13 protein-coding genes are annotated in these 12,521 nt (G+C 42.3%); all 13 read left to right on the forward strand.

Annotated elements, in window-relative coordinates:
* Positions 1 to 44: 44 nt before the first annotated feature.
* The 13 genes from PAN06_RS00970 to PAN06_RS01030 all read left to right on the forward strand — a co-directional run bounded on the left by PAN06_RS00970 (position 45) and on the right by PAN06_RS01030 (position 12,520).
* Positions 45 to 1,208 (forward strand): class I SAM-dependent rRNA methyltransferase, encoded by a 1,164-nt coding sequence (locus tag PAN06_RS00970; RefSeq protein ID WP_269795330.1) that lies wholly within the window; start codon positions 45 to 47, stop codon positions 1,206 to 1,208.
* On the forward strand, positions 1,205 to 1,882 hold the full coding sequence (aroD, locus tag PAN06_RS00975) for a type I 3-dehydroquinate dehydratase (RefSeq protein ID WP_004259794.1): 678 nt from the start codon (positions 1,205 to 1,207) through the stop codon (positions 1,880 to 1,882). The genes PAN06_RS00970 and aroD overlap by 4 nt, the downstream gene beginning before the upstream one ends.
* Positions 1,872 to 2,726 carry a shikimate dehydrogenase gene (locus PAN06_RS00980; RefSeq protein ID WP_269795331.1) on the forward strand — a complete coding sequence of 285 codons (855 nt, stop codon included), beginning with the start codon at positions 1,872 to 1,874 and terminating at the stop codon, positions 2,724 to 2,726. The genes aroD and PAN06_RS00980 overlap by 11 nt, the downstream gene beginning before the upstream one ends.
* Before the next feature lie 18 nt (positions 2,727 to 2,744).
* Positions 2,745 to 3,812 (forward strand): 3-dehydroquinate synthase, encoded by a 1,068-nt coding sequence (aroB, locus tag PAN06_RS00985; protein ID WP_269795332.1) that lies wholly within the window; start codon positions 2,745 to 2,747, stop codon positions 3,810 to 3,812.
* Positions 3,813 to 3,821: 9 nt separating this feature from the next.
* Entirely contained in the window at positions 3,822 to 4,988 is a 1,167-nt protein-coding gene (gene aroC, locus PAN06_RS00990; RefSeq protein WP_001269847.1) for a chorismate synthase, read from the forward strand.
* 9 nt (positions 4,989 to 4,997) lie between these two features.
* Positions 4,998 to 6,101 (forward strand): prephenate dehydrogenase, encoded by a 1,104-nt coding sequence (locus tag PAN06_RS00995; protein ID WP_269795333.1) that lies wholly within the window; start codon positions 4,998 to 5,000, stop codon positions 6,099 to 6,101.
* 10 nt (positions 6,102 to 6,111) lie between these two features.
* The gene (locus tag PAN06_RS01000) at positions 6,112 to 6,450 is read left to right on the forward strand and encodes a YlbF/YmcA family competence regulator (RefSeq protein ID WP_000065980.1); all 339 of its coding nucleotides are present in this window, start codon (positions 6,112 to 6,114) and stop codon (positions 6,448 to 6,450) included.
* A gap of 91 nt (positions 6,451 to 6,541) precedes the next feature.
* The gene (gene aroA / locus PAN06_RS01005) at positions 6,542 to 7,825 is read left to right on the forward strand and encodes a 3-phosphoshikimate 1-carboxyvinyltransferase (RefSeq protein WP_269795334.1); all 1,284 of its coding nucleotides are present in this window, start codon (positions 6,542 to 6,544) and stop codon (positions 7,823 to 7,825) included.
* On the forward strand, positions 7,818 to 8,294 hold the full coding sequence (locus PAN06_RS01010; protein ID WP_269795335.1) for a shikimate kinase: 477 nt from the start codon (positions 7,818 to 7,820) through the stop codon (positions 8,292 to 8,294). The genes aroA and PAN06_RS01010 overlap by 8 nt, the downstream gene beginning before the upstream one ends.
* Positions 8,291 to 9,139, forward strand: coding sequence for a prephenate dehydratase (pheA, locus tag PAN06_RS01015; protein ID WP_269795336.1), 849 nt, complete (start codon positions 8,291 to 8,293; stop codon positions 9,137 to 9,139). The genes PAN06_RS01010 and pheA overlap by 4 nt, the downstream gene beginning before the upstream one ends.
* The gene (locus PAN06_RS01020) at positions 9,136 to 10,446 is read left to right on the forward strand and encodes an LCP family protein (protein ID WP_269795337.1); all 1,311 of its coding nucleotides are present in this window, start codon (positions 9,136 to 9,138) and stop codon (positions 10,444 to 10,446) included. Before pheA ends, PAN06_RS01020 begins: the two co-directional genes overlap by 4 nt.
* 144 nt (positions 10,447 to 10,590) lie before the next feature.
* A complete protein-coding gene (locus PAN06_RS01025; protein ID WP_269795338.1) occupies positions 10,591 to 11,427 on the forward strand; it encodes a phosphorylcholine transferase LicD in 837 nt (278 codons plus the stop codon).
* Entirely contained in the window at positions 11,417 to 12,520 is a 1,104-nt protein-coding gene (locus PAN06_RS01030; RefSeq protein WP_269795339.1) for a glycosyltransferase, read from the forward strand. Before PAN06_RS01025 ends, PAN06_RS01030 begins: the two co-directional genes overlap by 11 nt.
* Position 12,521: the final 1 nt, after the last annotated feature.

Genomic DNA, 12,521 nt, shown 5'->3' on the forward strand with positions numbered 1-12,521 from the left:
TTTCTTTTTTGAGAATTGTCACAAAATTTGCTATAATAGGGACTATGAATAGAATAAGAGTCAACAAACGGGTTGAAAAAAAGCTTTCCAAGGGGCTTGTTTTACTAGAAGCCAGCGATCTTGAGAATATCAGTCTCAAGGATCAGGAAGTAGAAGTTCATAGTCAAGATGGAAACTTTCTTGGTACTGCCTACCTTTCTCTGCAAAACAAGGGCTTGGGCTGGTTTGTGAGCACAGACAAGGTGACCTTCAATCAAGCTTTCTTTGAAGCACTGTTTAGACAAGCTAAAGAAAAGAGAAGTGCCTACTATCAAGATGATTTGACTACTGCCTTTCGTCTCTTTAACCAAGAGGGAGATGGCTTTGGCGGTCTGACAGTGGACCTTTATGGCGACTATGCTGCCTTTTCTTGGTATAACTCTTATGTTTATCAGATTCGCAAGGTTATCTCAGAAGCTTTTAGACAGGTTTTTCCTGAGGTTTTAGGAGCATATGAGAAGATCCGTTTTAAGGGTTTGGACTATGAATCTGCCCATGTTTATGGTCAAGAAGCACCTGACTTCTTCACTGTTTTGGAAAATGGTGTTCTGTATCAAGTCTTTATGAACGATGGCTTGATGACAGGGATTTTCCTAGACCAGCATGAAGTTCGCGGTAGTTTAGTGGATGGGTTGGCTATGGGTAAATCCTTGCTCAACATGTTTTCCTACACAGCAGCCTTTTCAGTGGCTGCGGCCATGGGAGGAGCAAGCCAGACTACTTCGGTTGACCTAGCTAAACGTTCACGAGAATTGTCTCAAGCGCATTTTCAGGCTAATGGAATCAGCACAGACGACCATCGTTTTATAGTTATGGATGTTTTTGAGTATTTCAAGTATGCCAAGCGAAAAGGCTTGACCTATGATGTGATTGTCCTAGATCCGCCTAGCTTTGCTCGGAACAAAAAACAAACATTTTCTGTGGCTAAGGATTATCATAAGTTGATATCCCAAAGTCTTGAGATTTTAAATCCGGGCGGTATTATTATTGCCAGCACCAATGCTGCCAATGTATCCCGCCAGAAATTTACAGAACAAATTGATAAAGGCTTTGCAGGAAGAAGTTACCAGATTTTAAATAAATACGGTCTTCCAGCAGATTTTGCCTATAATAAAAAAGATGAAAGTAGTAATTACCTCAAGGTGATTAGTATGAAGGTTAGTAAATGAAATTAATTGTTTCAGTAATGCCAAGAAGTTTAGAGGAGGTCCAGGCTCTGGACGCCACGAGGTACCTAGATGCCGACATCATTGAATGGCGTGCCGACTATCTGCCTAAGGAAGCGATTTTGCAGGTGGCTCCAGCTATTTTTGAAAAATTCGCAGGCCGTGAGTTAGTTTTCACGTTGCGAACTCGCTCTGAAGGGGGAGAAATCGACCTTTCTCCAGAAGAATATATCCATCTAATCAAGGAAGTGGCACAACTCTATCAACCAGACTATATTGATTTTGAGTACTATAGCTACAAGGATGTTTTTGAGGAAATGCTGGACTTCCCAAATCTCGTTTTGAGTTACCATAATTTCCAAGAAACACCTGAAAATATGATGGAAATCTTGTCAGAGTTGACGAGCTTAAATCCAAAACTTGTTAAGGTTGCGGTGATGGCTCACACGGAGCAGGATGTCTTAGACTTGATGAACTATACACGAGGCTTTAAAATCCTCAATCCTGAGCAGGAATATGTGACCATTTCTATGGGCAAGGTGGGCAAGGTCTCTCGTATCACTGCGGATGTGACTGGTTCGAGTTGGTCTTTTGCTAGTCTAGATGAGGCAAGTGCCCCAGGTCAGATTTCCTTAGCTAACATGAAAAAAATTCGGGAGATTTTGGATGAAGCTTGATGGCTATACACGTTTAGCTGCCGTTGTTGCTAATCCTATTAAGCATTCTATTTCCCCCTTTATTCACAATAGTGCCTTTGAGGCGACAGCTACCAATGGTGCTTACGTGGCTTGGGAGATTGAAGCGGGTGACTTGGAAGTCACAGTGGCTAATATTCGTCGCTACCAGATGTTTGGTATCAACCTGTCCATGCCCTATAAGGAGCAGGTGATTCCTTATTTAGATGGGCTGAGCGATGAAGCGCGCTTGATTGGTGCGGTTAATACGGTTGTCAATGAGAATGGCAATTTAATTGGATATAATACAGATGGCAAGGGATTTTTTAAGAGCTTGCCTTCTTTTACAATTTCAGGTAAAAAGATGACACTGCTGGGTGCAGGTGGTGCGGCCAAGTCCATTATAGCGCAAGCTATTTTGGATGGTGTCAGTCAGATTTCTGTCTTTGTTCGTTCAGTTTCTATGGAAAAAACAAGATCTTATCTAGACAAGTTACAGGAGCAGACAGGCTTTAAAGTGGACTTGCATACTTTAGAAGATATTCCTGAACTGCAAGCAAGGATTGCTGAGTCGGATTTACTGGTCAATGCGACAAGTGTAGGAATGGATGGTCAATCATCTCTAGTTCCTGAAAACATTGTCCTATCAGAAACTCTTTTAGTAGCTGATATCATTTACCAACCTTTTGAAACACCATTTTTGAAATGGGCCAGAAGTCAGGGGAATCCAGTGGTCAATGGTCTGGGAATGTTGCTCTATCAAGCTGCAGAAGCTTTTCAACTATGGACAGGAAAGGAAATGCCAACAGAAGAGATTTGGCAGTCCTTAACAGAAAAATACCAATAAAGAAAGGGAGATTCTCCTATGAAAATCAGAATCGATATTCCTCATCATCCTTATGATATTCAGATTGAAAAAGGTTGTCTGGCTCAGGCTGGTCAATGGTTGCGAGAACTCTGGCAACCACAAAAAGTAGTCATTGTGACAGATAACCATGTAGCTTCTCTTTATGCAGAGAAGGTCAAGCTCAGTCTAGAAAATGCTGGTTTTCAGGTAGCAGTTTTTGACTTTTTAGAAGGTGAAGAACGGAAAAATCTGACCACTGTTCAGAAAGTCTATGAATTTCTAGTTAAGCAGGGGCTGACTCGTAGTGATGGAATCGTGGCTCTTGGTGGCGGTGTCGTTGGGGACTTGGCTGGTTTTGTAGCCTCTACCTATATGCGGGGTATTCACTTTGTTCAGATTCCGACTAGTTTGACAGCCCAGGTGGATTCTTCTATTGGCGGAAAGACAGGTGTCAACACTCCATTTGCTAAGAATATGGTGGGTACCTTTGCCCAACCAGATGGGGTTCTGATTGACCCACTTGTTCTTGAAACTCTCGGAAAAAGAGAGTTGGTTGAAGGAATGGGTGAGGTTATCAAGTACGGCTTGATTGAGGATCCAGAACTGTGGAAAATTTTGACGGAGCTGGATGGTTCTGTTTCGGGCATTTTGAAGCATGCAGAGACCTTGATTGAACATTCTTGTCAGGTCAAGCGCAAGATGGTGGTTGAGGATGAGTTTGACAATGGTGTACGACTTTACCTCAATTTTGGCCATACTATTGGCCATGCCATTGAAGCAACTGCCGGTTATGGAAAAGTCATGCATGGTGAAGCTGTGGCCATGGGTATGGTACAGATTTCCAAAGTTGCTGAGGAAAAAGGTCTCATGCCAGAAGGAATAACCCAGTCTATTACAGGGATGTGTCAGAAATTTGGACTACCTGTTGACTATGAAAACTGGGATGTTGACAAGCTTTATCAGGCTTTGACTCATGATAAGAAAGCGCGTGGTAACACCTTGAAATTGGTCTTGGTGCCAGAGCTTGGTTCAGCGACTATCCACCCAGTTTCTCTGGAAGAAATGAAAGACTACTTGGTAAAATAAGGAGAGTGTATGAGATATTTAACTGCAGGAGAATCACACGGTCCCCGTCTGACGGCTATCATTGAAGGAATTCCAGCTGGACTTCCTTTGACAGCTGAGGACATCAATGAGGATTTGAAACGTCGTCAGGGTGGATACGGCCGCGGTGGTCGTATGAAGATTGAGAGCGACCAAGTTATCTTTACTTCGGGTGTTCGCCATGGGAAGACTACTGGGGCTCCTATTACCATGGATGTCATCAATAAGGATCACCAGAAATGGCTGGATATCATGTCTGCAGAGGACATTGAAGACCGCCTAAAAAGCAAACGGAAAATCACCCATCCACGTCCAGGTCATGCCGACTTGGTTGGGGGAATCAAGTACCGTTTTGACGATTTGAGAAATTCTTTGGAGCGTTCATCTGCCCGTGAAACCACCATGCGGGTGGCAGTTGGGGCAGTAGCCAAACGCCTCTTGGCTGAGCTGGATATGGAAATTGCCAACCATGTCGTAGTCTTTGGTGGCAAGGAAATCGATGTTCCTGAGAATCTCACAGTTGCTGAGATTAAGGAAAGAGCTGCCCAGTCAGAAGTTTCTATTGTCAACCAAGAAAGAGAACAGGAAATCAAGGATTATATTGACCAAATCAAACGTGACGGTGATACCATCGGTGGGGTTGTGGAGACAGTCGTTGGAGGTGTTCCAGTTGGTCTTGGTTCCTATGTCCAATGGGATAGAAAATTGGATGCAAGATTGGCCCAAGCTGTTGTCTCTATCAATGCCTTTAAAGGGGTTGAATTTGGCCTCGGCTTTGAAGCTGGTTACCGTAAGGGCAGCCAAGTTATGGACGAAATTCTCTGGTCTAAAGAAGACGGCTATACTCGCCGTACCAATAATCTAGGTGGCTTTGAAGGTGGTATGACCAATGGGCAACCGATCGTTGTTCGTGGAGTTATGAAGCCCATTCCTACTCTCTACAAACCACTCATGAGTGTGGATATTGAAACCCATGAACCCTACAAGGCAACTGTGGAGAGAAGTGATCCGACTGCTCTTCCAGCAGCTGGTGTAGTTATGGAAGCCGTTGTGGCAACGGTTCTGGCACAAGAAATCCTTGAAAAATTCTCATCAGATAATCTAGAGGAATTAAAAGAAGCAGTAGCCAAACACCGAGACTATACAAAGAACTATTAAGGAGTTCCTATGGTAAAAACAGTCTATATCGCAGGTCTTGGTTTGATCGGTGCCTCGATGGCACTTGGTATCAAACGCGATCATCCAGATTATGAAATTTTAGGTTATAATCGCAGTCAAGCTTCGAGAGATATTGCCTTGAAAGAAGGCATGATTGACCGTGCAACGGATGATTTTGCCAGTTTTGCTCCTCTGGCCGATGTCATCATTTTGACCTTGCCAATCAAGCAAACCATTGCTTTCATTAAGGAGTTGGCCGACTTGGACTTAAAAGAAGGCGTGATTATTTCAGATGCTGGTTCGACCAAGTCAGCTATTGTGGATGCGGCGGAGCAATATTTGGCTGGCAAGTCTGTTCGTTTTGTCGGGGCCCATCCCATGGCTGGTAGTCACAAGACAGGGGCTGCTTCGGCAGATGTCAATCTTTTTGAAAATGCTTATTATATCTTTACACCGTCTAGTCTAACAAGTCCTGACACGCTTGCGGAAATGAGGGATTTACTTTCAGGTCTTCATGCTCGCTTTATCGAGATTGATGCCAAGGAGCATGATCGTGTGACTTCTCAGATTAGCCATTTTCCTCATATTTTGGCTTCTAGTCTCATGGAGCAGACTGCGGTCTATGCTCAAGAACATGAGATGGCAAGGCGCTTTGCGGCAGGTGGTTTTCGAGATATGACTCGGATTGCGGAAAGCGAGCCAGGTATGTGGACGTCCATTCTCTTGTCCAATCGTGAGACTATCCTAGAGCGGATTGAGGATTTTAAGGAACGTTTGGATGAGGTTGGACAAGCCATTAGCAAGGGAGATGAAGAGCAGATTTGGAACTTTTTCAACCAAGCGCGTGAGCAACGTCAGGCTATGGAAATCCATAAGCGTGGCGGTGTGGATAGCTCTTATGACCTTTATGTAGATGTTCCTGATGAAGAAGATGTCATCTTGAGGATTTTGGAACTACTACGTGGAACTTCCTTGGTCAATATTCACATCAATGAGGAAAACCGTGAAGATATTCACGGGATTCTACAAATTTCATTTAAAAATGCTCAAGACTTGGAACGAGCTGAGCATCTCATAACAGAAAATACCGACTACACAGTCGTCATCAAATAAGGAGAAAATCATGTCAAATATTTACGATAGTGCAAACGAACTCAGTCGCGGTCTACGCGAATTACCAGAATACAAGGCTGTCAAAGCAGCTAAAGATGCTATTTCAGCAGATGCTGAGGCAAGCAAAATTTTTACAGAATATGTTGCCTTCCAAGAGGAAATTCAAAGACTAGCGCAGACAGGTCAAATGCCAGACGCTTCCTTTCAAGCGAAAATGGAAGGCTTTGGTAAACAGATTCAAGGGAATAGCCTCTTATCAGAATTCTTTACCAAGCAACAACAATTGGCAATTTACCTTTCTGACATTGAAAAAATTGTTTTCGAACCAGTTTCAGAATTGCTAAAGTAAGAAAATAACTATCATAAAGTCAGGAATTTTTAAGGAATTTCTGGCTTTTTATGATAAAATAGGTAAAAGTATTGCAAGTATGAGGTCCAGTATGAAACTAAAAACAAACATTTGCCACTTACATGGCAGTATCCGAGTTCCAGGTGACAAGTCTATCAGTCATCGTTCCATTATTTTTGGAAGTTTGGCTGAGGGTGAGAGCAAGGTTTATGATATTCTGCGAGGTGAAGACGTTCTTTCGACCATGCAGGTTTTTCGTGACCTTGGTGTTGAAATCGAGGATAAAGATGGGGTTATTACCATTCAAGGTGTGGGCATGGATGGCTTAAAAGCGCCGCAAAATGCCCTTAATATGGGAAATTCTGGAACCTCGATTCGCCTGATTTCAGGTGTCCTTGCTGGCGCAGACTTCGAAGTAGAAATGTTCGGAGATGATAGTCTTTCCAAACGACCTATGGACCGTGTGACGATTCCACTGAAAGAAATGGGCGTCAGCATTTCAGGGCAAACTGATCGAGACCTGCCTCCTCTTCGCTTAAAAGGGACGAAAACCTTAACACCTATTCATTATGAGTTGCCAATTGCCTCTGCCCAAGTCAAGTCCGCCTTGATGTTCGCGGCCTTGCAGGCTAAGGGGGAGTCCGTTATTATCGAAAAAGAATGCACTCGTAACCATACTGAAGATATGTTACAACAATTTGGTGGTCATTTAAGTGTAGAGGGCAAGAAAATCACAGTCCAAGGGCCACAAAAATTGACAGGACAAAAGGTTGTCGTGCCAGGAGATATTTCCAGTGCAGCTTTTTGGTTGGTCGCAGGCTTGATTGTTCCAAACTCTCGTGTAGTGCTTAATAATGTGGGCATCAACGAAACGCGTACTGGTATTATTGATGTCATTCGTGCCATGGGTGGGAAACTAGAAATAACTGAAATTGACCCAGTCACTAAATCTGCAACCTTGACTGTTGAGTCTTCTGACTTGAAAGGAACAGAGATTGGTGGTGCTTTGATCCCACGCTTGATTGATGAATTGCCAGTTATCGCTCTACTTGCGACCCAAGCTCAAGGTGTAACAGTTATTAAGGATGCTGAGGAACTTAAAGTCAAAGAAACAGACCGCATTCAGGTTGTGGCAGACGCTTTAAATAGCATGGGTGCGGATATCACACCTACAGCAGATGGAATGATTATCAAAGGGAAATCAGCCCTTCACGGTGCTAGAGTCAATACTTTTGGCGACCACCGTATTGGCATGATGACAGCCATAGCAGCCCTCTTGGTTGCAGATGGAGAAGTGGAGCTTGACCGTGCAGAAGCCATTAATACCAGTTACCCTAGCTTCTTTGATGATTTGGAGAACTTGATTCATGGCTAAGGTATTACTAGGATTTATGGGGGTTGGCAAATCGACTATTGCAAGAGGCTTGGACCCTAATTACCTTGATATGGATGCTCTGATAGAGAAGCGCTTAGGCATGTCCATTGCGGAATTTTTCGCGGAAAAGGGAGAAGATGCCTTTCGTCAGACAGAGTCTGAAGTCCTAGCTGATTTACTACAAAGAGACAAAGTTGTGTCAACTGGTGGAGGAGTGGTTATTTCTCAGCGAAATCGTGACTTACTAAAGACAAATTCTGATAATATCTACCTGAAAGCTGATTTTGAAACCCTCTACCAACGCATAGCAGCTGATAAGGACAATCAGCGCCCGCTTTTTCTAAATAATAGCAAGGAAGAACTTGCAGCTATTTTTCAAGAAAGACAGGCTTGGTATGAGGAAGTAGCTAGTCGGGTTTTGGATGTGACCGAGTTAAGCCCAGAGGAAATTATAGAGGAACTGAGATGAAAATTGCTTATCTAGGTCCCAAGGGATCATTTTCACACCACGTTGTGCAGACAGCTTTTCCTCAGGAGGAATTGCAGGCCTTTGCCAACATTACAGATGTCATCAAGGCCTATGAGCAAGGATTAGTGGACTATTCTGTGGTGCCAGTTGAAAATTCTATCGAGGGTAGTGTTCATGAAACCTTGGACTACCTTTTTCATCAGGCTCGCATCCAAGCAGTAGCAGAAATCGTTCAGCCTATTCATCAGCAGTTGATGGTGGTTCCAGGTCACACTAAGATTGAAAAGATTTTTTCACATCCACAGGCCTTGGCTCAAGGTAAGAAATTCATCGATGAACAATATCCAGAGGCTCAAATCGAGGTAACAGCTAGTACAGCTTATGCGGCCCGTTTTATTTCCGAACATCCAGACCAGCCTTATGCAGCCATTGCACCTAGAAGTTCTGCTGAAGAATATGGCTTAGCACTGATTGCTGAAGATATTCAGGAAATGGAAGCTAATTTCACACGTTTCTGGGTTCTGGGAGCTGAAATGCCTTCTATTCCCTTGAAATCACAAACTGAAAAAATGAGTTTGGCCTTGACCTTACCGGACAACCTTCCCGGTGCACTTTATAAGGCTCTGTCGACCTTTGCTTGGAGAGGAATTGACCTGACAAAAATTGAAAGTCGACCACTCAAGACAGCACTGGGAGAATACTTTTTCATTATCGATGTGGATTATGCCGATAAGGACTTGGTTAACTTTGCCCAAAAAGAATTAGAAGCGATTGGAATACAGTATAAAGTACTGGGAGCCTATCCTATTTATCCAATATCAGACCACGGAAAGGAGAGAAGATGAGTAAAGAAAATCCCTTAAGTCATCATGAGCAGTTACGTTATGACTATCTCTTTAAGAACATTCATTACCTCAATGAGCGAGAGAAAAAAGAGTTTGCTTACCTGCAAGGTAAGTTAAATATGGCTAGTGGTAGTGAAGTTTCTCCAGAAATTTATAATGAAAATCACGATATGGAAGATTCTTTCATGGAACCAATCAATCAGTCTCCTCTTCCATCCTATGGTAACCGAAGTCGAGCAAAAAAATATCAGAAAACTCATTCTCTTCCAAAGGTTAAGTCTAAAAAACGTAAGATTCGTTGGGGGCGCATTTTTGCAGGATTACTTGCTCTTCTAGCCTGTGTCGGTTTTGGCATGATTTTTATGTTCCTAAAAGGCTATTCAAATGCGAATCCAAACAAACCTGCCAATGCTAAGGCAGCTCAAGTAGAAGTTTTTCATGGTCAAGATACCAAGGATGGGGTTAATATTTTGATTATGGGGACGGATGGACGGATTGGCCAAAATAGTGCTGAAACAAGAACGGACTCTATTATGGTCTTAAACGTTGGTGGCTCAGATAAGAAAATTAAGCTGGTCAGCTTCATGCGTGATAACCTAGTTTATATTGATGGATATAGTAAGATTATCAATGGGAAGAAACAAACAGATAACAAGTTAAATGTAGCCTATGAACTAGGGGAACAAGAAGGCCAAAAAGGGGCAGAACTGGTTCGCCAAGTATTGAAAGATAATTTTGACTTGGACATTAAGTACTATGCCTTGGTTGATTTTCAGGCCTTCGCAACCGCTATTGACACTCTCTTCCCTGATGGGGTGACGATTGATGCCAAATTCTCAACCTTAGAAGGTCAACCTTTAACCGAAGCTACAGTTGGAGATGACTTGCATGCTACAGAAACAGAGTCTCCAACCCAGACTATCAAAGTTGGAAAACAGCAGATGAATGGTTCAACCTTGCTAAACTATGCTCGCTTCCGTGATGATGACGAAGGTGATTATGGTCGCACCAAGAGACAACAGCAAGTATTGGCAGCTGTTCTGCAACAACTCAAGGATCCAACCAAACTCTTTACTGGATCAGAAGCACTTGGTAAGGTCTTTGGCATGACCTCTACGAATGTTCCTTATAGTTTCTTATTGACCAATGGCTTGTCCTTCCTAGACGGAGCGCAAAATGGCATTGAGAGATTAACAGTTCCAGAACTAGGTGATTGGGTAGATGATTACGATGTTTATGGAGGACAGGCACTCTTAGTAGACCAAAATAAATATCAAACTAAACTATCTCAGATGAGGATGAGATAAGATAAGACAGAAAAAATCAAGGTTCGAATCACCAGTAAAATAGTGGTTTGAACTTTGATTTTTCTTAGTGTCTGATGGATTTTTAAGGCTATTTTATGGTATAATAAAACGATATAACTCGTTATTGAACAGAAGAGGAGAGACATGAGTGATTTGAAAGCGATTCAGGCTTGTAGTCTGGAAATGGCTGAATATTTCGTCGCATTTTGTAAAGAACATGATTTGCTTTGTTATCTTTGTGGTGGAGGTGCTATTGGTGCCCTTCGAAACAAGGGTTTCATTCCTTGGGATGATGATCTAGATTTTTTTATGCCCCGTAAGGATTATGAAAAATTGGCAGAATTATGGCCTCGTTATGCAGATGAGCGTTATTTCTTGTCGAAGAGTAACAAGGATTTTGTCGATCGTAATCTTTTTATTACCATTCGTGACAAGGAAACGACTTGTATTAAGCCTTATCAGCAGGATTTGGATTTGCCACATGGTTTGGCCTTGGATGTGTTGCCTTTGGATTATTATCCGAAAAATCCAGCTGAGCGGAAAAAACAGGTTCGTTGGGCTTTGATTTATTCTCTTTTTTGTGCGCAAACTATTCCAGAAAAACATGGCGCACTTATGAAGTGGGGAAGCCGTATTTTACTCGGTTTGACGCCAAAATCTCTTCGTTATCGCATTTGGAAAAAAGCTGAAAAAGAAATGACCAAGTACAGTCTAGCTGAGAGCGATGGAATCACAGAATTATGCTCGGGTCCTGGTTACATGAGAAACAAGTACCTAATCGAATCTTTTGAGGATAATCTTTTCTTGCCATTTGAAGAGACAGAGATGCCTGTTCCAGTTGGCTATGATGCCTATCTCAGCACTGCTTTTGGTGATTATATGACACCTCCACCAGCAGATAAGCAGCTACCACATCATGATGCTGTTATCGCTGATATGGATAAGAGTTATAGAGAGTACAAGGGAGAATATGGTGGCTAAGAAAAAAATATTATTTTTTATGTGGTCTTTTTCTCTCGGGGGTGGCGCAGAGAAGATTCTGTCGACAATTGTTTCAAATCTAGATCCAGAAAAGTATGATATTGATATTCTTGAAATGGAGCACTTTGATAAGGGATATGAATCTGTTCCTAAACATGTACGAATTTTAAGATCTCTTCAGGATTACCGCCAAGCCAGATGGATTCGAGCTCTTTTGTGGAGAATGAGAATTTATTTTCCAAGGTTGACACGTCGCTTACTGGTGAAAGATGACTATGATGTTGAAGTTTCTTTTACTATTATGAATCCTCCACTTTTGTTCTCTAAAAGAAAAGAAGTCAGGAAAATTTCTTGGATTCATGGAAGTATCGAAGAATTTCTTAAGGATAGCTCCAAAAGAGAATCACATAGACGCCAGTTGGATGCTGCGGATACCATTGTAGGGATTTCAAAAAAGACCAGTAATTCTATCAAGGAAGTTTATCCAGATTATGCTTCGAAATTACAGACGGTCTACAATGGATATGATTTTAAAACAATTTTAGAAAAATCTCAAGAGAAGATCGATATCGAGATTGCGCCTCAAAGTATCTGTACTATCGGACGGATTGAGGAAAATAAGGGATCTGACCGTGTGGTGGAAGTGATACGATTATTACACCAAGAGGGAAAAAACTATCATCTCTATTTTATCGGGGCTGGGGATATGGAAGAGGAACTGAAAAAACGCGTCAAAGAATATGAGCTTGAAGACTATGTACATTTCCTTGGTTATCAAAAAAATCCATACCAGTATTTGTCTCAGATGAAAGTTCTCTTGTCTATGTCTAAACAAGAAGGTTTTCCTGGAGTGTATGTGGAGGCCTTGAGTCTGGGACTTCCTTTTGTCTCTACGGATGTCGGAGGGGCTGAGGAATTATCCCAAGAAGGAAGTTTTGGACAAATCATTGGGGGCAACCAAGAGGCGGCTCAGGCAATTATTGACTACATGACTTCTGCCTCAAACTTCGATGTCAATGAGGCTAGCCAATTCATTCAGCAATTTACAATTGCCAAACAAATCGAACAAGTAGAAAAACTATTAGAGGAGTAGC

The sequence above is a fragment of the Streptococcus sp. SM3 genome, from assembly GCF_027497875.1.